The organism is Flavobacterium sediminilitoris, from assembly GCF_023008245.1.
Taxonomy (GTDB): Bacteria; Bacteroidota; Bacteroidia; order Flavobacteriales; family Flavobacteriaceae; genus Flavobacterium; species Flavobacterium sediminilitoris.
Genome location: NZ_CP090145.1, coordinates 1,567,233 through 1,590,304 on the forward strand (window position 1 = coordinate 1,567,233; position 23,072 = coordinate 1,590,304).

17 protein-coding genes are annotated in these 23,072 nt (G+C 28.3%); 11 read left to right on the plus strand and 6 right to left on the minus strand.

Annotated features, from left to right (window positions below; translation table 11 throughout):
* Nucleotide 1 precedes the first annotated feature (1 nt).
* Genes LXD69_RS07065 through LXD69_RS07085 form a run of 5 tightly spaced genes read left to right on the plus strand, consistent with a single transcriptional unit; the run spans nucleotide 2 to nucleotide 4,978 of the window.
* A complete protein-coding gene (locus LXD69_RS07065; RefSeq protein ID WP_246918451.1) occupies nucleotides 2-532 on the plus strand; it encodes a phosphoglycerate mutase family protein in 531 nt (176 codons plus the stop codon).
* Nucleotides 533-541: 9 nt separating this feature from the next.
* On the plus strand, nucleotides 542-1,657 hold the full coding sequence (lpxB, locus tag LXD69_RS07070; protein ID WP_246918453.1) for a lipid-A-disaccharide synthase: 1,116 nt from the start codon (nucleotides 542-544) through the stop codon (nucleotides 1,655-1,657).
* A 31-nt stretch (nucleotides 1,658-1,688) separates the two neighbouring features.
* Nucleotides 1,689-2,333 carry a C40 family peptidase gene (locus LXD69_RS07075; protein ID WP_246918455.1) on the plus strand — a complete coding sequence of 215 codons (645 nt, stop codon included), beginning with the start codon at nucleotides 1,689-1,691 and terminating at the stop codon, nucleotides 2,331-2,333.
* Between the two features lie 6 nt (nucleotides 2,334-2,339).
* Nucleotides 2,340-2,957 (plus strand): C40 family peptidase, encoded by a 618-nt coding sequence (locus LXD69_RS07080; protein WP_246918456.1) that lies wholly within the window; start codon nucleotides 2,340-2,342, stop codon nucleotides 2,955-2,957.
* 5 nt (nucleotides 2,958-2,962) lie between these two features.
* Nucleotides 2,963-4,978: a ComEC/Rec2 family competence protein gene (locus tag LXD69_RS07085; protein ID WP_246918457.1), complete on the plus strand. Its 2,016-nt coding sequence runs from the start codon at nucleotides 2,963-2,965 to the stop codon at nucleotides 4,976-4,978.
* A 4-nt stretch (nucleotides 4,979-4,982) separates the two neighbouring features.
* On the opposite strand, the gene LXD69_RS07090 is transcribed toward LXD69_RS07085, so the two are convergent.
* Genes LXD69_RS07090 through LXD69_RS07110 form a run of 5 tightly spaced genes read right to left on the minus strand, consistent with a single transcriptional unit; the run spans nucleotide 4,983 to nucleotide 12,598 of the window.
* The gene (locus LXD69_RS07090) at nucleotides 4,983-5,450 is read right to left on the minus strand and encodes a thioredoxin family protein (protein WP_045969605.1); all 468 of its coding nucleotides are present in this window, start codon (nucleotides 5,448-5,450) and stop codon (nucleotides 4,983-4,985) included.
* A gap of 55 nt (nucleotides 5,451-5,505) precedes the next feature.
* On the minus strand, nucleotides 5,506-7,311 hold the full coding sequence (locus LXD69_RS07095; RefSeq protein WP_045969603.1) for a peptide MFS transporter: 1,806 nt from the start codon (nucleotides 7,309-7,311) through the stop codon (nucleotides 5,506-5,508).
* 4 nt (nucleotides 7,312-7,315) lie between these two features.
* Nucleotides 7,316-8,860 (minus strand): peptide MFS transporter, encoded by a 1,545-nt coding sequence (locus LXD69_RS07100; protein ID WP_246918459.1) that lies wholly within the window; start codon nucleotides 8,858-8,860, stop codon nucleotides 7,316-7,318.
* A 35-nt stretch (nucleotides 8,861-8,895) separates the two neighbouring features.
* Complete coding sequence (locus tag LXD69_RS07105) at nucleotides 8,896-10,425, minus strand: peptide MFS transporter (RefSeq protein WP_045969599.1); 1,530 nt, start codon at nucleotides 10,423-10,425, stop codon at nucleotides 8,896-8,898.
* 1 nt (nucleotide 10,426) lies between these two features.
* Nucleotides 10,427-12,598: a S9 family peptidase gene (locus tag LXD69_RS07110; RefSeq protein ID WP_246918460.1), complete on the minus strand. Its 2,172-nt coding sequence runs from the start codon at nucleotides 12,596-12,598 to the stop codon at nucleotides 10,427-10,429.
* Between the two features lie 133 nt (nucleotides 12,599-12,731).
* Here LXD69_RS07110 and LXD69_RS07115 point away from each other — a divergent pair, with 133 nt between their 5' ends.
* The 3 genes from LXD69_RS07115 to LXD69_RS07125 all read left to right on the plus strand — a co-directional run bounded on the left by LXD69_RS07115 (nucleotide 12,732) and on the right by LXD69_RS07125 (nucleotide 21,063).
* The gene (locus LXD69_RS07115; protein ID WP_246918462.1) at nucleotides 12,732-18,689 is read left to right on the plus strand and encodes a PAS domain S-box protein; all 5,958 of its coding nucleotides are present in this window, start codon (nucleotides 12,732-12,734) and stop codon (nucleotides 18,687-18,689) included.
* 32 nt (nucleotides 18,690-18,721) lie between these two features.
* A complete protein-coding gene (locus tag LXD69_RS07120; protein WP_246918464.1) occupies nucleotides 18,722-20,038 on the plus strand; it encodes a hydroxymethylglutaryl-CoA reductase, degradative in 1,317 nt (438 codons plus the stop codon).
* A gap of 107 nt (nucleotides 20,039-20,145) precedes the next feature.
* The gene (locus LXD69_RS07125) at nucleotides 20,146-21,063 is read left to right on the plus strand and encodes a GYDIA family GHMP kinase (protein WP_246918465.1); all 918 of its coding nucleotides are present in this window, start codon (nucleotides 20,146-20,148) and stop codon (nucleotides 21,061-21,063) included.
* Between the two features lie 95 nt (nucleotides 21,064-21,158).
* On the opposite strand, the gene LXD69_RS07130 is transcribed toward LXD69_RS07125, so the two are convergent.
* Entirely contained in the window at nucleotides 21,159-21,542 is a 384-nt protein-coding gene (locus LXD69_RS07130; RefSeq protein ID WP_246918467.1) for a hypothetical protein, read from the minus strand.
* A gap of 95 nt (nucleotides 21,543-21,637) precedes the next feature.
* On the opposite strand from LXD69_RS07130, the gene LXD69_RS07135 reads away from it, so the two are divergent.
* The 3 genes from LXD69_RS07135 (at nucleotide 21,638) to LXD69_RS07145 (ending at nucleotide 23,064) form a co-directional block, all read left to right on the plus strand.
* A complete protein-coding gene (locus LXD69_RS07135) occupies nucleotides 21,638-21,940 on the plus strand; it encodes a hypothetical protein (protein WP_246918469.1) in 303 nt (100 codons plus the stop codon).
* 29 nt (nucleotides 21,941-21,969) lie between these two features.
* Nucleotides 21,970-22,551, plus strand: coding sequence for a helix-turn-helix domain-containing protein (locus LXD69_RS07140; protein WP_246918470.1), 582 nt, complete (start codon nucleotides 21,970-21,972; stop codon nucleotides 22,549-22,551).
* 222 nt (nucleotides 22,552-22,773) lie between these two features.
* A complete protein-coding gene (locus tag LXD69_RS07145; RefSeq protein ID WP_246918472.1) occupies nucleotides 22,774-23,064 on the plus strand; it encodes a hypothetical protein in 291 nt (96 codons plus the stop codon).
* Nucleotides 23,065-23,072 lie beyond the last annotated feature (8 nt).

Consider the following 23,072-nt stretch of genomic DNA (forward strand, 5'->3'; position numbering starts at 1 on the left):
AATGAAAAATATTATTTTTTTACTTATTATTAATTTTTGCTTTGCAAGCTTAGTTCATTCGCAAAATAATGTAAACTCTAAAGACTTTTCAAAAGAAAAGACGATAACAAAAATAATATTAGTTCGTCATGCTGAAAAAGAAAAGGACGGAACTAAAAATCCTGCTTTATCAATAGAAGGAGAAGAAAGAGCAAAAAAGTTAGCGTTTATGCTTAATGATTTTTCTATTGACAGATTGTATGCAACACCTTATCTAAGAACGCAAAAAACATTAGGAGTAATTTCAGATGAAAAGAAAATAGAAATTACTAATTATGATGCTAGAGATGTTGAATTTGCTAAGAATATAGTAAAGAAAGAACAAGGAAAAATCATAGTAATAGCAGGACATTCAAATACAATTCCTGCTTTGGTTAATCAATTTATAGGAAGTTACAAATATAAAGAGTTGAGCGAAGAAGAGTATGGCAAGTTGTGGATTATAACTTTTGTAAATAACGAATTAGTAGATTGTAGCTTATTTAATTATTAGAATTAAAGAATGAAATATTACATAATTGCAGGTGAAGCATCCGGAGATTTGCACGGTTCTAATCTGATGAAATCTATTTTTAAAGAAGACCCAAATGCCGAAATTCGTTTTTGGGGTGGAGATTTAATGCAAAAAACAGGAGGAACATTAGTAAAACACTATCGTGATCTTGCTTTTATGGGATTTATAGAAGTAGTAATGAATTTGCAAACGATTTTGAATAACATCAAAGTATGTAAAAAAGACATCGAACAATTTCAACCAGATGCTATAATTTTTATCGATTATCCAGGTTTTAATATGAGAATTGCTACTTGGGCAAAGGAGAGAAAAATACCAACACACTACTACATTTCACCTCAAATATGGGCTTGGAAAGAAAATAGAATTAAAGCTATAAAACGAGACGTGGATTTTATGTACGTAATTCTTCCGTTTGAAAAAGACTTTTATGAGAAGAAGCATCATTTTCTGGTGAAATTTGTAGGTCATCCATTAATTGATGCCATACATAATAGAACAGAAGTAAATGAAGTTAATTTTCGAAAGGAAAATAACTTAGATGATAAACCTATAATTGCACTTTTGCCAGGTAGTAGAAAGCAAGAAATTACAAAAATGCTTTCAGGAATGTTATCAATAGTAAAAGATTTTCCAGATTATCAATTTGTCATTGCAGGAGCTCCTAGTCAAGAATATTCTTTCTATCAAACGTTTTTAAAGAATGAGAATGTTCATTTTATATCAAACAAAACGTATGATTTATTGAGTGTTTCTCGTGCTGCATTAGTTACTTCTGGAACAGCAACATTAGAAACGGCACTTTTTAAAGTCCCTGAAGTAGTTTGTTATAAAGGAAGTTGGGTGTCATATCAAATTGCAAAACGTATTATCACTTTGAAATACATTTCTTTAGTTAATTTAATTATGGATAAAGAAGTTGTTACTGAGCTTATTCAAGATAAATTTAATTCCAAAAACTTAAAGAAAGAATTGAGTAAAATTCTTGATGAAAAAGGCAGAAAGAAAATGATTGAAGCGTACTCTGTTTTAGAAGAAAAGTTAGGAGGAACAGGCGCTAGTGATAAAACTGCTCAATTAATTGTTTCCTCATTAAAGAAATAATCTTTATTTTAGCAAAAATACACACTTAGGTTTGAAAAAAGGATTACTATTATTATGCTGCTTGTTTATTATTAGTGGAAAAGCACAATCTGTTTTAACAGATAAAACTGCTGATAATGAGATTAAAAAAGTAGTTGTTTTTGATGATTATTTAGGTTTATTAAATCCTAAAAATAATATCAAAGCAGATAAGTCTGCCGTTAAAACCGAAAAATCATTTTTTCTAAAAAAACGATTTAAAGAAAAAGAGAAAAAAAGATTCGCAGAAGTTGTAAAAGATATTGACATTTTTCTTACTCGTATTAAAATTATAGATAGCGCAAGAGTTTATATTGGAACTCCATATCATTATGGTGGAATGAGTAAAGACGGAATAGATTGTTCTGCTTTGATTTATAAAGCCTATAAAAAGAATAATTTTTTACTTCCAAGAACATCTATAGAGCAAAGCAAATTAGGTGAAAAAATTAAAAGAGAAAAAGCAGATATAGGAGATTTAATTTTCTTTAAAACCAATAGGAGAAGAAGTATTTCACATGTAGGAATAGTAATTGAAAATTGTAAAGGTGATATTAGATTTATCCATGCGTCTTCAAGTAAAGGTGTTATGATTTCATCACTGATGGAAACCTATTTCAAGAAAAAATTCGTAAAAATTAAAAGATTAATATTATAATATATTTTGAAAAAAATACTCGTTTTTATCGTTTTAATTAGCATTGTAAGTTGTAAAACGCAATCAAATATTATTACTTCAAAAAAAGAAGCAAAAGAAAAAGGGATTTATAGTTATTCTGAAGATGGAAGAACTAAAACTGTAAAATCAAACAGAACTAAATCATCAGAAAAGAGAGAGAATGAAGAGATTGTTGATAAAGATGACAAAGGAAGAAAGCTAGAAAAAAGAGCTACAAATTCTTTAGCGAATAAAATTATTAATGATGCATTAGATAATTTAGGTGTTAAATATAGAACTGGAGGAACAACAAAAACAGGGATGGATTGCTCAGGACTTGTTTTTAGTACTTATGGGAATTATGATATTTCTTTGCCAAGAACATCTATTGATATGTCTAGACATGGTCAAAAAATTAAAAAAAATGAAGCACAACCTGGTGATTTAATTTTTTTCAAAACAAATGGAAGAAGCGTTATTAACCATGTAGGAATTATTACAGAAATTGTAAATGATGAAATTAAATTCATCCATTCATCTACAAAAAGAGGTGTTATTGTTTCTTCAACTTTGGATGCATATTATTCTAAAACATTTGCTCAAATAAATCGTGTTTTAGACTAATAAAGATGAAGCTACTTAAGTTCCCAATAATAACAATTACGGTCAGCTTTGTATTAGGAATTTTAGCAAATCATTTTTTAAGGTTACCATTTTTAGTAATCTTAATTTTTCTTTCAATCTCTTTTTTAGTTTTTGTTTATGCCTTTCTAAGAGCAAAAAAACAACTTTTTCAAAACATATTATTTGGAATTTGTTGTTATTCATTTGTAATCTCCTTAGGAGTGTTTTCTCATTATTTACATGAAGAAATACATTATAAAAATCATTATTCTAAGATAATGAAAAGTGAAAATAATGAATTGAGAGGTACTATCACTTCTGTAATAAAACCAAATAGTAAATACAATAAATATCTTTTAAAAATAAACCAGTGTAATAAAACAGAAGCATTAGGTAAAATTCTTTTATATTATTCAAAAGAAAACAAAGAACAACTCAGTGTAGGTCAGGAAATATGGATTAATAAAAAGATTCAACCGATACAAAAATCTCGTAATCCATATCAATTTGATTATTCAGAATATTTAGAAAAGCAAAACATATTTCACCAAGTATTTTGTAATAAAGGAGAGATTGTGAAAATTAAACTCACTAAGAACTTTGATTATTATATACAAAATTTAAGATTAAACTTAAGGAATAGTTTCACTGATCACAAATATGATGAAACTATAAGATCAATATTAGATGCTTTATTATTAGGACAACGAAGTTATATGGATAAAGAAACTATTGATAAATATTCTAAGGCTGGAGTTATACATATTTTAGCTATTTCTGGACTTCATATAGGTATTCTTTATTTCTTTCTAGCGTTTGTTCTAAAACCGATTGAGAAGATTAAATATGGGAAAACCCTCAAAATGATAGCTATTTTAAGTTTTTTGTGGCTATTTGCTTTTTTAACAGGTTTACCAGCTTCGGTAACAAGAGCAGTTACTTTGTTTACATTTGTTAGTATTGGGGATTATTATAATCAACAAAATAATGTTTACAATGCAGTAGCGGTTTCAGCTTTGATATTACTCATTTTTAATCCAAATTTTGTTTTTGATATAGGATTTCAATTAAGTTATGCTGCTGTAATATCTATACTTTTGTTTCAACCATTTTATAAGAGATGTTATTTTACAAAGAATAAAATAGGAATTTATTTTATAGATATTATTCTAGTTTCATTAGCTGCTCAAATAGGTGTTTTGCCACTAAGTTTGTATTATTTTAATCAATTACCATTATTGTTTTTAGTAGCAAATATTGTTGTTATTCCTTTGGCCAGTTGTATACTAATTTTTGGAAGTTTCACATTGTTGTTGAATTTTATTTTTAAGCCATTTGCATTGCTTTGCGGTAAATTACTTGTCATTTTTATATCTATAATGAATAGTTATATTACCATGATTTCAAAAATAAAGAATGGAATTGTGGAAAATATTTCATTTTCAGCATTTTCAACAGTTTTATTATATTTATTTATTGGGACTTTGATTTATTGGATATATAACCCAAAATGGAATACTTTTAGGAATTGTGCTTTTGCAATTTTAATTTTTCAATTGTCTTTCATTTTTATAAAAACAGAAGAGAACAAGGCTGATGAATTATTAGTTTTTAATAGTAAGAAAAGTTTAATATCTATAAAAGAAGGAAACAAAATAAATGTGTTTACTAATTCTATAGAAGAAAATAAGGGATTAATAAACGATTATTCTCGTGGAACATTTACAGATAGTGTTCATATAATTCCATTACAAAATGTATTAAATTATAATGAAGAAAGGATATTAATTATTGATAGCATGTCTATTTATAAAACAAAATTGAAACCAGATGTAATTGTTTTAATTCAAAGTCCAAAAATTAATTTAAGAAGATTAATTAAAGAGGTAAAACCAAAGGTAATTATTGCAGATAATAGTAATCCTTTTTACAAAATGAAGAAATGGAAAGAAACATGTGAACAAGAAAAAATCCCTTTTCATACAACAGTAGAAAAGGGATTTTATAGGTTATTAAAATGATAGATTATTTTTCTTCTGTTTTAGAAACAATTCCTTTTGCCACAGTTAACCATTTTTCTGGTCCTCCAGCAACATAGCCAGTATTTCCAAGACCGCTTAAGTTCATTTTTCCTTCCTTTTTTTCAGGAGTAACAAACCAAACAGTAGGATAGCCTCTTACTTGAAACATATTTTGTAGTTGATGGTTTTGAGCTTTAATTGTTTCATCTTGAGGTGTTCTTTTTGGAAAATCTAGTTCTACTAAAACTACATTTTCTTTTGCCCATTTTTCAAATTCGGTCGTTTTTAAAACCTCTTTCTGTAAACGAATACACCAACCACACCAATCTGAACCAGTAAAAAACAAGAGCATAGGTTTTTTCTCTTTGATTGCTAATTCAGATGCTTTACTCATATCAGTATGCCATGTTAATTCTTGAGCATTGCTAATACTGAAACTTATAAAAAAGAGTATTAAGAGTATTTTTTTCATAATCATTTAATTTATTATAACAAAATTAGACAAAAAAGATGCCAAATTTTGTTTGTTATCTAACACCGTGCATTAGTTTTTTGATAACTGGCGTCATTAATATTGACAAAGCAGCCATTACTAAAGAAATTATTGTTAACATCCAGAAGAAAGAACTTAACCCTGATTCATTAGCAATTTTATCAATTTTTTCTCCAAACATACCCGCACCTTTCATACCAATTGCTACAGCTAAATACCAAACACCAAACATAAAAGCAATCATTCTAGCTGGAACTAATTTACTCACGTAAGACAATCCTACAGGAGAAATACACAGCTCACCCATTGTATGGAATAAATATACTAAAATTAACCAAATCATACTTACAGAAGCCGTTTTAGCACCTGGCTCAATTCCTGTTGCTCCAATTGCAACACAAGCCATTCCTAATGCTAATAATCCCATTCCAATACCATATTTCATATTTGCATTTGGATTGTATTTACTTTCCCACCATTTAGAAAATAATGGAGCTAATGAAATAATGAACAAAGAGTTTAATGTTGAAAACCATGTTGCAGGAACTTCTGTAATTGCTTTTGTAACTTTTTCAATTTTTAGCATCTCTAAAGTTGAATCTGACAATGTTATAAACCCTGCGGTGTAAAAATCTTTAATCAACATCCAAATTGCGATTGTCCAAATAATAACAAAACTGGTAGCTAAAATAATATTTGCAATTGCGTAATTTTTGAATGTTTGTTTGAATAATAAATATAAAACCCACGTTATAATTGCTAAAGGGACAATTGTAATTAATGTGTTAATAAATAGAAAGAATGTACTCCAATTACCTTCTAATACTCTATCTGTATAATCACTAGCAAAGATTGTTAATGAGTTTGGAGATTGTTCGAAAATTGCCCAAAAGAAAATGGTTAAAAAAGCAAAGAAAGTTACTGCAATTAATTTTTCTCTTGTAATTTGAGAATACTTCATTAAACGAGTCACTAATAAGTAAATAAATAATAATAGTGCTGTTACTATAGCAATGTTGTTTCCATTTTCTCCTAAAAATCCGAATATATTTACAGCTCCACCAGAAATTTTAGAAGCAGGATCGTTAATGATCCATAATAGACCTAATATTGAACAAACAGCAATAATACCTAATTCTAACTTAGTGAATGGGTTTCTTGCATCTGTGTCAGCAGCTTCAGATTTTGCTTTACTTTCTGCTGTTGGTTTTAATCCAATGTCTCCAAAGATGTTTTGAGATAACCAAAATTGTAACATTCCAAAGAACATAAAAATTCCAGCTAAACCGAAACCATAACTCCAACCTACTTTTTCACCTAAATAACCACAAAGTAGAATCCCAAAGAATGCACCAGCATTTACACCCATATAGAATAATGTGTAAGCACCATCTTTCTTTTCTGGTCTGTCTTTGTACATTTCAGAAATTATTGAAGTCATATTTGGTTTAAAGAAACCATTTCCGAAAACTAATAAAATAAGTCCTAAATAAATTGAAAATTCCGTTTCAACAGCCATAGAAGCATGTCCTAAAGTCATTAAAACAGCACCAACTACAACAGCCCATCTAAAACCAATAATTTTATCAGCAAAATATCCACCTAACATGGTTGATAGGTAAACTAAACCTACATAAGAACCAAAAAGTGCAGACGCATTTTCTCTTGTCCATTCCCAGCCACCACTAGTAAAAGAAGCTGTTAAAAATAATATTAATAGTGAACGCATTCCATAAAAAGAAAAACGTTCCCACATTTCTGTGAAAAATAATACAAATAGCCCTGCTGGATGTCCTAGGACAGGATTTTTAAAAAATTGATCTGTTGAATTTTGACTCATAATATTAATTGTTTAATTCTTTATCTACTCCGTGCATTAATTTTTTGATAACTGGAGAAAGAGCTAGTAATAAAACTCCAAATCCAAGCCCTGTATAAAATAAATATTCAAATAGTTTCAAATAACTTTGTTTTGCTAAATTTAAATCTGGTGCGGTTCCGTTTGTAGTATCTACAGAAGCTATGTTTGCTAATACAGAAGCTATAAATTCTGAACTAGCAGTTGCTAAGAACCAAACTCCCATCATGAAACCAACAATTTTTACTGGGGATAATTTAGTAACCGCAGAAAGTCCAACAGGTGATAAACTTAATTCTCCACATGTATGTAAAAGGTAAGCTAAGATTAACCATATAGCAGCTACTTTTCCTAATCCAGAGACATTGATTCCCATTACTAAAGCGCCAAAACCTAATCCTACTAACATTAATGCTAATGAAAATTTAACGGCTGTATTTGGGTTATATTTTCCTAATTTTACCCATAACCAAGCAAAAACAGGTGCTAATGAAATTATGAATAAGGAATTGAAACTCAGGAATTGTCCTGCTGATAATTCAAAACCAAAGATATGTCGATCTAAAATTCTATCAGCAAAAAGGTTCATAGAAGTATAGGCTTGCTCAAACAGAGCCCAAAAGACAATAGTGAAAATGATTAAAATAGTTAATGCTATTAATTGTTCACGAGCTTTTCCGTCTAATTTTGTTGCAGCATAATATACAATATATAAAAATGAAACAGCACCAGCGACTTGTAAAGCTATTGAAACAGCATCATGATTTTGTACCATTTGCCAAAATATTAATGTAGATAAAATACTTCCAATATAAATTAACCACTCGTTTTTAAGTCCAAATGATTTTTGTTCTAAAAAGGCTGGATTGTTAGATTCTCCTTTACCCATTAATAATTTCTTACCTGAGATAAAGGTTAATAATCCGAAAAACATTCCAATTCCAGCAGCACCAAATCCATAACTCCAACCATAAGCTTCTCCTAACCATACACAAACAATTGTTGCTAAGAGAGAACCTAGATTTATACCCATGTAGAATAGTGTGAACCCAGAGTCTCGTCGTTTATCTCCAACAGTATATAATTCTCCTACTAAAGAAGAGATATTAGCTTTTAGAAACCCTACACCTAAAATAATTAAGGCTAGTGAAAAGTAAAAAATTTGTAAGGCCGTGTTATCTCTTGTAATTTCTCCTGTAATAGATTGTGTGGCAGCATTTCCCTCATAAGCCATTCCTAAATGTCCTAAAACAAGCATAATTCCACCAAAAACAATAGCTTTTCTAAAACCTAAATATTTATCTGCAATAAATCCTCCAATAACAGGAACTGCATAAACTAATGCTGCATAACTTCCAATCAATAAATTTCCAGAATCATCAGAAAATAAGTGATACTTTGTTAGGTAAAAAATTAATAAAGCTTTCATTCCGTAAAATGAGAATCGCTCCCACATCTCTGTAAAAAATAAGATGAATAAAGCTCTGGGATGTCCAAAAAAAGTTTTCTCTTTTATTGTTGTATTGGTCATATTATGGTTTTTCTGGTTAAATTGTAGTTGTTTGATTAATGAACATTGCCCATTAATTTTTTCATTAATGGTGAAAAGATAAGGACTAATAATCCAGCTCCAAGAGAATATTTTGCTATTAAATCAAATCCATTAGTATAAATAGAAAGTGTTTCTAATCCTCCTACGTTAATATCTGTACTTTCAACAGCTAGTTGTTTTGAAATAAATCCTACAATTTGAAATGCGTAGGCAGAAGATAGAAACCAAATTCCCATCATGAAAGCGACAATGCGTTTTGGTGATAAATCGGTTATTTTGGATAGTCCAACAGGAGACATGAATAATTCTCCAATTGAAATTATAAAATACATTATTAAAAGGTATGAGAAAGGAACCATTCCATTCTCATCTGCACTTGCGCCACTTAATGAAAGAATATAGAAACTTAATCCAGCTAAGATTAGTCCAAAGCCAAATTTATAAGGTGTTCTAGGATTAAGGTTTTTCTTAGATAGATAAGCCCAAAGTAGTGAAATTGGAATAGAGAGGGCTATAATAACTAATGAGTTTAATGAATTTGTTTGACTAGCATTCATGATGCCATTTAAATTTACATTTCTGTCTGCAAATAGAGTGATTACACTTCCAGACAACTCATGGAATCCCCAAAAAAGAGTCATGAAAAATGTAATTAAGATAGCCATGATTAATTTTTTTCTTTCTTCTATACTTGAATTCTTAAGAATAATGAATAGGTAAATAAAAATTAATACTCCAATAACTTTAAATAAGATATTTACGATATTTTGGTCTCCTAAAAAAGAATCTTCTTTTCCAATAGATTTATAACTAGCTAATAAAAATGCTATTATAGGTGCGCATAAAAAAGCAACGATTGGGATAAATGTTTTTTGAGGAATTCCTAAAATTTTCTTTTCATAGATTTCTTTATTTGGTGGTAATCCTTTGTCTCCAAAAACATTCTTTTTTATTCCGCTCCAAAAGAAAAGTAATCCAGTAAGCATTCCTAATCCTGCTAAACCAAAACCATAATGCCAGCCATACGTTTGTCCTAGCCAACCACATAGTAGTGGTGCAGCAAATCCTCCAATGTTAATTCCCATATAAAAAATGGTAAATCCAGAATCTTTTCTTCTGTCTCCATCTTCGTATAATGAACCAACGAAAGTTGAAATGTTTGGTTTAAAAAAGCCATTTCCTACAACAATGAATGCTAATGCAAGGAAAAAAGCAATGTCATTTTCAATTGCTAAGACAAAATGACCTAGAGACATTAAAATTCCACCAAGAAAAATAGAGCTACGCATTCCTAAAATTTTATCAGAAATACGACCACCTATAACAGTTGAAGCGTAAACTAGTGAGCCATATGAAGCATAAACAGCAGCAGCAGCTACATCTCTTTCGGCTAAAGCTTTAAAGATTTCGTTAACCATGTAAAGCATTAGTAATGCTCTCATTCCATAAAAACTAAATCTTTCCCAAAGTTCTGCGAAGAACAAATAAAATAAACCTTTAGGATGTCCAAATAATTCAGGCTGTTTATCAGTAATACTGTTCATGTTATAGCTTTTCTAAGATAAAGTTAGTCATTTTTGTATATAGTTGAAGTCTAGTTTTTCCACCATAAATTCCATGGTTTTTATCAGGATATATAGCCCAGTCAAATTGTTTATTTGCTTGTACTAAAGCTTCAATCATTTTCATGGTATTTTGTACATGTACATTGTCATCCGCAGTTCCATGAATTAATAGATAATTTCCTTTTAGTTTTTCAACATGATTAATAGGGGAATTGTCGTCATAACCACTTGCGTTTTCTTGAGGAGTTTGCATGTATCTTTCTGTGTAAACACTATCATAATATCTCCAACTAGTAACTGGAGCAACAGCAATTGCTGTTTTAAATACATCATTTCCTTTTAATATACAATTACTACTCATAAAACCACCATAACTCCAGCCAAAAATACCAATTCTTGATTTGTCCACGTATGAATAGTTTCCAATTATTTTCGCAGCGTCAATTTGATCTTCTACTTCATATTTGCCTAATTCTTTATACGTAACTTTTTTAAATTCGGCTCCTTTGTAACCAGTACCTCTTCCATCTACGCAAACTACTATGTATCCTTTTTGGGCTAACATGTAATACCAATAATCATTTGATGAATTCCATTGATTCGCTACAGATTGTGATCCTGGTCCTGAATATTGATACATAAATACTGGATATTTTTTTGAAGTATCAAAGTTTTTAGGTTTAATCATCCATGCATTTAATTCATTTCCTTTAGAAGTAGTTAGAGTGAAAAATTCTTTTGGAGCAATATTGTATTGCGCTAGTTTTTCTTCTATTTCATTGTTTATTACAATTTGCTTTATTAATGCTCCTGTTTTTGATTCATTTAAAGTAAATGTAGGGGCATTTATTGCGCTAGAATAAGTATTTATGAAATATTGAAAATTAGGGCTAAAAATGGCATTGTTTGTCCCTGTTTTAGAAGATAATCTTGTTTTAGATTTTCCATTTATTTTAATGGAATAAACATCGCGATTAATTGATCCATTTTCAACGGATTGATAATAAATAGTTTTGTTTTTTTCGTCAAAACCATAATAATTGGTTACTTCCCAGTTTCCAGAAGTAATTTGTTTTTTTAGTTTTCCATTTTTATCATAATGATAAATGTGGTTATATCCATCTTTTTCAGAAGTCCAGATGAAACTATTATCTTCTAAGAAAGTAAGATTGTCAGTAACGTCTATATATGCTTTATCCTTTTCGTTTAGAATTATCTGAGTATTTCCAGAATTTGCATCAACAAAATGTAAATCTAGGTTGTTTTGATGGCGATTCATCACATGAACGCTTAGAGTATTATTGTCATTTGTCCATTTAATTCTTGGAATATAAAAGTCTGTATAATTTCCTAAATTAATTTTTTTAGTTGTATTTGTTTTTAAATCATAAATGTGTAGTGAAACAATTGCGTTTTTTTCTCCTGCTTTAGGATATTTGAAAACAGATTGCGTAGGATATAGTCCTTCGTTGTATAAATCCATTGAGAATTCAGGAACATTTGTTTCATCAAATCGAATAAATGCAATTTTTTCACCTGAAGTATTCCAGTCATAAGCTTTTACAAAAGCAAATTCTTCTTCATAAACCCAATCAGTTATACCATTGATAATAGCATTTTTCTTGCCATCATTTGTGATTTGTAAATGGGTTTGAGAAATTACATCATAAACATATAAGTTGTTTTCAAATGCATAAGCTATTTTTGAACCATCAGAAGAAAAAGTAGGCTCTTGAATTTTTTTATCAGTAAATTTTGTTAGTTTTTTTGATGAAATATCATACACAAAATAATCAGCGGTAAAAGAATGTCTAAAAATTGGATTAGAATTTGTAGCAATAAGAATTTTATTCTCTGTCTTATCAAAAGTGTAACTATCTATAGATTGAAGTTCTTTGTGGTTTTTTGTGTCAATTATGTTGTTTACTTTTTCAAGAGTTCCAAAATCATATAAATCTATTTGCATCGACCTTGAACTTCTATCAAAATTTAAGATTGTATATTGGTTTGTGTTTTTCATTGCATGAAGTTCATCCATCCCTTTTGTTCTAAAGGCTCCAGACCAAATTTCTTCAAGCGTAATGTTTTGTTGTGCAACAATTGAAAACGAAGCGACTAACAATAAAAAAGTAGTAATTTTCCTTAATGACATATTAAATCTTTTATTAAAAAACCCCCAATAATAGGGATTTTTTATGACATATGCATGAAATTTAACTTATTTTGGTGTCTATGCTTTTTTTTTATACTTTTATAGAGTTAACTGCCCCTACTATTTTCCAAATATGATTAAACTTTACCATTTAATTTTATTTTCATTTTTTTTGCTTTCTTGCCCTATACAAAGTCAGCAATATAATTTTGAAATAATTAATCAAGAGAAAGGATTTCCTTCTTCTTCTGTCAACAAAATATTTAAGAGTAGTGATGGGCTTTTTTGGTATGGAACCGAAGGAGCAGGATTAATACGTTATGATGGTAACCAATTTGTAAATTATAATAAATTTAAAGGCTTAGAAAATTTTTTCATTACAGATATAATTGAAAGTGATGACAAGAATTTAATACTTACCACAAAGTTTAGAGGGTTGTTGGTTTTTAATGGAAAAAAAATTATAAAAGGAATCAAATATCCTAGTTATAATGGTAGGTTAGATGTATTTAAAAAAATTATAAAAACAGATACTAAAATATATGGTATTACAACTAATCGTATTTATGAAATTGATGAAAATCTAAGAATTCATCCAATAATCGATATTGTTGATAAAAAAATATCTAGTATAAATACAGTAACACAATTAGACGAGAATAATCTTCTTGTTGCTACTAATAATGGACTCTATCAATTTTCAGACAGTAAATTTTTTATTTTAGATTTTAAAGATAACGATGTTTGTATTTCAGGAAATAAAAATACATTTTATTATTTAGGAGATAATAAAGGAAATGTTTTTATAATTCAATTTGATAAGGGGAAATATAGATATAAACATAAGATTACAACAGTTAAGAAAGCAGATAATTCTAATTTTTATATTAATAATATTTATAAGACTAATTCTGGTGATATATGGGTATCAGGTAAAAACCTAGGAGGAATAGGGATTGTCTATGGAAAAGATAGTTATTTAATTATTGATGAAGAAAAGGGGTTTCCACAATCTGAAGTAAATACCATTTTTGAAGATAATGGGTGTTTGTTTTTAGGATCAAATTATTTAGGCGTAATTCAGTTTAGTGATCAGACATTTGTAAAATACAACCATCATTCTGGATTAAGTTCAAAGTCAATATTTGCAATTACGGAAAAGGGAAATGATTTATTTGTTTATAGCAGAGAAAATGGATTAAATATATTTACAGAAGAAAACACCTCTACATTAAAACATAAGAAGAAAATAGAATTTAATGAAAGGGTAAGTGTTTTAAAAAAGACTAAAAATGATGTAATCCTTATAGGGGCTGAAAACGGATTATATAAATATCATGACAATAAAGTTGTATCGCTTATTCCAAAAATTAATGTATTAGCAATTACTCAAGATAATCAAGATCGATTTTGGATTGCAACAAATGGAGATGGATTATTAATTGTTGATTCAAAATTTAATCTAGTTGCAAAATTATTTAAAAATTCAAAAGGAAGTGTTTGTTATAATTCAATTCAAATTGGAGACAATTCATGGCTGGTTTCTACATCATTAGGTCTTTGCGAAGTAAGTTATGATAAAAAACATTTTAAAGTTAAAAAAAAAATTATACATGATTTATTGTTTTTAGTAACAAAAGACAAATACAATACAATATGGTTTAGTGGTACAAATAAAGTTTATTCATATAATAATGGCGTTGTAAAATCATTTGGAACAAATGACGGATTATCATCTACATTAATATATACTTTAACAGCAATTGAAGATAATGTATTGATTGGTTCTAATTTAGGATTAGAAAGAATTATTGCGGATAAAAACGGGAACATTCTTAATATAGAAAATTTGAGTTCAAGCAATATGTTTGATGGTATCGAAACGAATACAAAATCAGATTTTATAGATAAAAATGGGAATGTCTATTTAGGAACAGTAAAAGGGCTTTATAAGTATTATTTTAAAAACAGAAAATCTAAAAGAGCAACACCAATTTTTATCACAAATTTATTAGTTAATAATAAAGATTACGTTGCTGAAGAAAATAAATACTTTAACGTTCCTAGAGAGAATATTAGTTTTACTCATAAAGAAAACACACTTTCTTTTCAAATAGGACAAATAAATAACTCTTTAGCAGAGAATAATTATTATTCGTATAGGCTAAAGGGATTAAATAAAATATGGACAAAACCAACAAAAAGCAAAGAAATTAACTATCATAATCTTCAACCAGGGAACTATACTTTTTATGTAAAAGAAGTTGATGCTCTAGGAAATGATTTAGGAAATAAAACATCTTACACTTTTAATATTACACCACCTTTTTATACTTCTTGGTGGTTTGTTTTTCTTTTATGCTCATTAACAATAATTGCTTTTAATTATTTGATAAAAGATTCATCAAAATACAATAAAGATTTTGTTAAGAATATTTCTGAAAACGAGATGCAGTTCGACTTAAAAAGTTATTTTTTATATTTTGGAATTATTATAATTTTCACTCAAATTGCATATTATATATTTGAAACATATGATGAAAAAGAATTAATTGTTAAAACAATTTTAGGGTTCATATCGTTGTTTATTTACTTTCTTTCATCAATAAAAATAGTTAAAGGAAATCTAGATAAAATATTCACTTTCTTTTTTATAGCAATAACAGTTATTGTATTTAATAATCTAATTTATTCAGAAATCTCATTTGTCAACTTTTCAGAGTTTCTGTTGTTAGTGTTCTTTTCATACAATGTCTTTAAAAAATTCAGGAACTATATTATTTACATTCTTATTGTTTTGGCAACTCTATTGTGTTTTTTTATTATTGAAACAGAAAATAAAGGAGTTTACATTCAACTAATAAGTGCTACATTCATAATTGTAATAATTAATTTTTCTAGACGAATTAATTTTTTAAATACGTATGATAAATTAGTTTTTACAAACGATATTATTAATCAATCAAACTTTATTACCATAGCTTGTGATAAGTTTGGGAATGTTGTTTTTTGTAGTGATTCAATTATTAAGGTATTAGGTTATCAAATTGAAGAAGTAATGGGAAAAGGCTTCTGGAGTCTAACAAAGGATAGTGATTTTGAAGATGTCGACTATAATATAAAATATATTCCTAATTCTGTTTATACAAGAAAACTTAGAGCAAAATCAGGAGATTATAAATATATTCAATGGAGCGATTTTAAGTATTCTAGTAATTTATTTATTGCCACAGGACTCGATGTTACTCAGAAAATTATAGCAGAAAAAGAATACCAAACATTAATTGAAAATGCACCTGATATAATATATGATGCCAATAAAGAAGGAATTATTACGCTGATTAATGATGCTTCAAAAAGAGTTTTAGGCTATGATCAAAGTGAAATTGTAGGAAGGCATTTTGCAGAATTTTTATCTCCAAAGGAAAAAAAGAAAGTACAAGAGTTCTATAGACAAAAATTAGACAATCAAACAGATTTTGATTCTTATGTAATTCCTATAAGAAATAAAGACAAAGAGCTTTTATGGTTTTCGCAAAAAGTGAGAATTAAATATGATTTAGAAAACAAAGTATCTGGTTTTTCATGTGTTTTAAGAGATATTACAAAAACAAGAAAATTAGAAGATAGAATTATTTATAAAAACAATATTCTAACACAATTATCGCGATATACGAATAAATTAATTCAAAAAGAAAGTATAGATGATATTTTTGATGAATCATTAGGAAGTTTAACAAAAGCTATAAATGCAGATAGAATATGCTTCTACAAATATGAGCAAATAAATAATGTAGTGAATCAAAAATTTGAATGGTTTGTAAAAGGTAATGTTTTAAATTTAAACAATCCCGATTTTCAAAATTTTCAGGCAGATGAGTATGCAGATATGTTTAATACATTATTGGAAAACAAATCATTTAAAATTATTACAAGTAAATTAGAGAATACACTTTTGAAAGAAAGATTAAGAAAAAGAGGTATTCAATCAGTTCTATTAGTTCCTGTGTTTCATGTTGATGGGTTAATAGGTTATTTAGGTCTTGATAATTTTCATATAGATAGAAACTGGGATGATGAGGAAATCACAATTTTGGAAACATTGGCAAATAATATTGCAACAACGATAATAAGAATTAATAACGAAAAAGCGCTACAAGAAAGCGAAGAAAAATTTAAACTATTAGCGAATAATATCCCAGGAGCAGTTTATTTAGTAAAATTTGACAAAAACCGATCTAAAGTATATTTAAACAAAGAAATTGAAAAATTAACAGGCTACTCAATGGCTGATTTTTTTGAAGGAGATGTTAAACTTTTAGACTTATATCATCCAGAAGATAGAGAAAAGGCTATAAAAGAAATTGATGTCGCAGTAAAAAACCAAAAAGCCTTTTTAGTAACATCAAGATTAATTAAAAAAGATGGTACAATAATATGGGTTGAAGAACACGGAGAAGCCATTCTAATAGATAATAAAATTGAATATCTAGAAGGAGTATTAATAGATGTTACAGAACGGAAAAAAGCAGAAGAAGCCATTTTAGCCAAAGAGTTGGCAGAAACTTCAAATAAAGCAAAATCAGAATTCTTGGCAAATATGAGTCATGAAATACGAACCCCTTTAAACGGAATAATAGGGTTTAGTAAATTATTGCTTAATACAAATATAACAGAAATACAAAGTCAATATTTGCAAACAGTAAATCAATCTGCCGAATCATTATTAGATGTTGTTAATGATGTGTTAGACTTGTCAAAAATAGAAGCAGGAAAACTAACATTAGATGAGAGTAAAACAAATCTGTATAATATAATTAATCAGTCTGTAGACATGGTTAAATTTACAGCACATCAAAAAAATATTGAAATAATTGTAAATGTAGAAGAGAATATTCAGTGCGTAATTTGGACAGATGAAGTTAGGTTAAAACAAATATTACAAAACTTATTAAGTAATGCTGTTAAGTTCACATTAAAAGGCCAAATAGAATTAAATGTAACAGCACAAAAAACAGAAAATGATACTTCAATTATCAATTTTCAGGTAAAAGACACAGGGATAGGAATAAAACCTGAAAATAAAGATAAAATATTAGAAGCGTTTTCTCAAGAAGATAGTTCTACAACAAGAAATTTTGGAGGAACAGGATTGGGTCTTTCAATCACAAATAGTTTGTTAAAATTAATGAATTCTCAACTACAAATAGAAAGCGATATTAAGAAAGGAAGTACTTTTAATTTTGAAGTAGAATTAAAAACAGAACTTTGTGAAAATCATACCATATTATACAACAATAGATTTAAAAATGCACTTGTTGTAGAAGATAATAGATTAGTATGCGATGTTATTAAGAGAATGTTCAAAAGTTTAGATATACCATGCAAAACAATATCCACAAAAAGTAATGCTGTAGAAATAATAAGAGAAGGAAAAGAATACGATTTAATCTTAGTTGATTATGAGTTTTTGTCAAGAAAAACCATTCTGGAAATTATAGATATTGTTAACCTTAGAAAGAAAACACATCTGTTGATAATGCAAAATTCAACATCAGACTTTATTGCAAGTAAAAACTTTAATAATATTCAAAATATAATAAAGCCATTAAAAATTCATGTTCTTCAAAATTATTTAAATAAAATAAATAACCCAATTAGAAGGAACGTTAAAGAAAAGCTAATAAACAAAGAATCATTAATAAACAAAATAAGCATCCTAGTTGTAGAAGACAACAAAGTTAATATGCTGCTTACAAAAACGTTAATCAACAGAAACTTTTCAAACATAATAATACACGAAGCAAACAACGGTTTAGAAGCAATAGAAATTTTTAAAAATACAAGTCCTGAAATTATCTTAATGGATATTCAAATGCCAGTGATGAATGGATATGAAACAACAGAAGAAATAAGAAAAATAAATTCTGAAGTAATTATTATTGCACTTACAGCCGGAGTCATAACAGGAGAAAAAGAAAAATGTTTAGATATAGGAATGAACGATTTTATACTAAAACCAATAGATAAAGAGCTTTTTGAAAACACATTAATAAAATGGATAAATACATTACAAAAAATATCCATTTAGTATCTTTGCAGTTATATTAAGAATATAAATTTATGACTCAAAATATAAAAGGGTTTTCAAAACTATCAAAAGAAGAGAAAATAAATTGGATAGTAGAAACCTATTTCTCAAATCCAGAAGAATCTAAAAAACTCGTAAAACAATATTGGAATACAAGTGAAAACTTGCAAAAACTACACGATGAATTTATAGAAAACACCATAACAAATTTTTATTTGCCTTATGGAGTAGCTCCAAACTTCATTATTAATGGGAAACATTATACAGTTCCTATGGCTATTGAAGAAAGTTCAGTTGTGGCAGCCGCATCAAAAGCAGCTAAATTCTGGGGAGAAAGAGGCGGTTTTAAAGCTACAGTTATAAATACAGAAAAAATAGGTCAAGTGCACTTCTTATTTAAAGGAAGTGTAGAAAAATTACAAGATTTCTTTACTGAAATAAAACCAAAATTCTTTTTATATACTGAAAGTTTTACTAAGAATATGCAAAAACGAGGAGGTGGAATTTTGGATATTCAATTAATTGATAAAACATCAGAACTAGAGAATTATTATCAATTACATGCTACATTCAATACAAAAGATAGTATGGGAGCAAATTTCATCAATACCTGTCTTGAGCAATTTGCAAAAACATTAGAAAACGAAGCGCAAAACTTCGTTAGCTTCAATGAAGACGAAAAAAATATTCAAGTAATAATGAGTATTCTAAGTAACTATGTTCCTAATTGTCTTGTAAGAGCAGAAGTATCTTGTTTAGTAGAAAACATGAGTGAAGACGAGTTGATAGACTCTAAAGAATTTGCAGAGAAGTTTGTAAATGCTGTTAAAATAGCAGAAATAGAACCTTATAGAGCAGTGACACATAATAAAGGAATTATGAACGGAATCGATGCAGTGGTTCTTGCTACAGGTAACGATTTTAGAGCTATTGAAGCAGGAGTTCATGCTTATGCAAGTAAAACAGGACAATATAGAAGCTTATCTCATGCAGAAATAGAAAATGGAATTTTTAGATTTTGGATAGATATCCCATTAGCACTAGGAACTGTTGGAGGATTAACATCATTGCATCCATTAGTGAAATTTTCACTAGAAATGTTAGGAAATCCTAGTGCTGAAGAATTAATGAAGATTGTAGCAGTTACAGGATTGGCTCAAAATTTTGCAGCAGTTCGTTCCTTAACTACAACAGGAATTCAACAAGGACACATGAAAATGCATATCAATAACATTTTAAATCAACATCAAGCAACAAAAGAAGAAAAAACACAAGTGTTAGATTATTTTAAAAACACAGCTATTTCTCATAGCTTAGTGGTGGATTATTTAGATAATCTAAGAAAATAAAATATTTTTTAAGAAGCTTTTCCTGCTGTACGCTATATCTTTTTTATTTTAAATACATTTAATATAAAAAAGGATGTCGCTTCCATCAGGACTAAAACATAAAAGTAATGCAAGAACAAATTTTTTATAGTAATGGAAAGCTGTTATTAACAGGAGAATATGTCGTTTTAGATGGAGCTCAAGCATTAGCAGTACCAACAAAATTTGGACAAAATCTAATTATTAATCAAGGAAAAAATAAGCAAATTAATTGGAAAAGCTATGATTCAGACAAGAGTATATGGTTTGAAGATGTTTTAAGTTTTAAAGAAATAACAAACAAACAAACTCAAGAAACCAATTCAAAAATAAAAAATACATTATTAGAAATTTTATATCAAGCTTATGTCCAAAATCCTACTTTTATTGAAAAATCAAGTGGATACGAAATAAAAACGCATCTCACTTTTCCAAGGCTTTGGGGATTAGGAACGTCATCAACGTTAATTAATAACATAGCGCATTGGTTACAAATAGATGCTTTTCAATTAATAAAGGAAAGCTTTGGAGGTAGTGGATATGATGTTGCTTGTGCACAAAATAATAAGCCTATTATTTATGCTATAGAAGCAAATAAACCAAAATATGAAATTGTAGATTTCAATCCTTTATTTAAAGAAAATATACATTTTGTTTATCTGAATCAGAAACAAAGTAGTAAATCAGCAATATCAAACTATATTACGAAACAACATAAAGTAGATAAAGTAATTTCTAAAATAAATAATATTACACAAGAAGCCTTAAAAGTAACAGAAGGAAGAGATTTTGCGTTACTAATGGAGAAACATCAAGCAATAATGAGTGATGTTTTAGAAACAGAAACAGTAAAAGAAATGCTGTTTCCAGATTTTAAAGGAGTTGTGAAAAGTTTAGGTGCTTGGGGAGGCGATTTTGTAATGGTGTTGTCTAAAGACAACCCTAAAGATTACTTTATTCAAAAAGGATATACTACTATTTTAACTTATGAAGAAATGGTGTTGTAATTCAAAAAAAAGTCTTGATTTCATTTATTAAATCAAGACTTTTTTGTGGTACCTCCAGTAAATTTGCACACAAACTAACTAGTTGTTTTTCAATATTATTGTTTTTTTTGTGTCTCACTTTTGTTCAAAAAAATCTGATTTATATTTTTTAAATCTAATTTTTTATCAATTTTTTCCAGCTTTGCATATATCATTTCGTTAGTTATATGCGTGGTTTTTTTATAGTTTGATGTAGGTTCTGAAACGTAATTAGAGTTATTTTTTAGTAACCAATTCAGATCCAAATCAGGAAAAATATCCATTAAAATATCGATAATTTTTATACCTAAATTTTGAGTTCCTGATATGTAGGCACTCCATTGTTTATAATTAAGATTATTATCCTCACAAAACATTACGACATAAGACTTTTCTGGGTAGTTTCTTGCTGCCCCATAATTACTTATTAGCTGTTTAATTTTCTCACCTTCTATGTTCATAATTAAAAAAAATAAAAAAAAGTTCCATTAATTTATAGATTTATCCATTAATTAATATATATTTGCTTTATCAATGTGCAACTAATATAAAACTAATGCAACACAAAAGTACAACAAATTCAGGAACAAAAATCAGTGCATTTACCCCAAGTGATGTAAAAACTGCTTTGAAGCACATTCCTTACAATTACATTTTAAAAGTTCAAGATGTGCTGAATGAAAAAATTAACCAAGGGTTAATCGAAAAAAATTTTTCCAAAACCTATATAGCTGAAGTAAGAAAAGGAGAAAAATTCAATGCAGAAATTATGGAAGCTCTTGTCGAAGTAGGTCTTAAAGCTCACGCAGAGAAAAAACAATTTGGTTTTAAAAATAAAAAAACCTCTTCAACTAATTAAAGCTTCAGAGGTTCTAAAATTTTTTTTCTATGACAAATATACAAATACCATCAGGACTTTTAGACAGTAATGTCGAATTTTTTTCTCACAATGGTGAGCCAATGGCAACTCATGAAGGGAAAGTCAAATCACTTTTTGAACTGCCAAGTAATATACTTAAAGCTATTCAAAAGGATTTAGACGCTAATTATTCAGTTTCTATCGCCTTAGAATTGGCTGGATTTAAAACTTCATCTGAAAAATTAAAAAAATATACTGTATGTCGATTTGGTAATTATGATAATGATCCAGATTATAAAGATGGACAATTAAAAACTGTTGAATACTTTAATTGTGGCCATAGAGGCACTTGTCCTATGGAAGGGATAGTTTGTGATCACCTATGGGTTAATGAACGTGTTATTTCTCCTTTTGAAATTAGCATGATTCAGCAATTAGCTACAGAAAAGACTATTCCAGTAATTGCTGAAGAATTGAAAGTATCTATTAACACGCTCGAATCTCGTAAGAAAGTGTTATTTGATAAACTAGGAGTTTTTTCAAGAGCTCGTATGGTATCAAGATCTTATGAATTAAGAATATTAAATCCAAGCTATGTTCATTGTAGATAAAGAAGATCAGGTTTCTCTATTTAAAATTAGAATAGAAGAAATCGAAAATAATAAAAAAATTACTCTATCAGATAAAAAACAATTAACCAGGTTTTTTAAAAAAAAACTGAAAGAGATCGAATAGTCTATTAACAATACGTTCTTACCCTTTTTAAGAAGCTGTGCGCTTCAAGTATTTAACCAACAGCCCATCGTAATGGTGGGCTTTAATAAAAATTATATATGAGTAATTCAACGTATCAAGCCATAAATAAGCAGATTTTATCCGATATAAATAGGGTAAAAGCGCAAATTAAACAATTAAATGAATCGGATTTATTTTCTCAAGAAGATAGAGATCGTTTGAATCCTATTTATCTAAAACAACTCCAAGAATTAGAAGAAAAAGCCTCTAAGCCTTTAGGGTATGATGTAATTACTGAAAAATTTCATTTTCATGATGGTGTTTCAGATGTCAAAGGATTTCACAAGAGTATAAACGAAATAGAAGTTATTGATCCTGAATTCTTATAAAATAATCT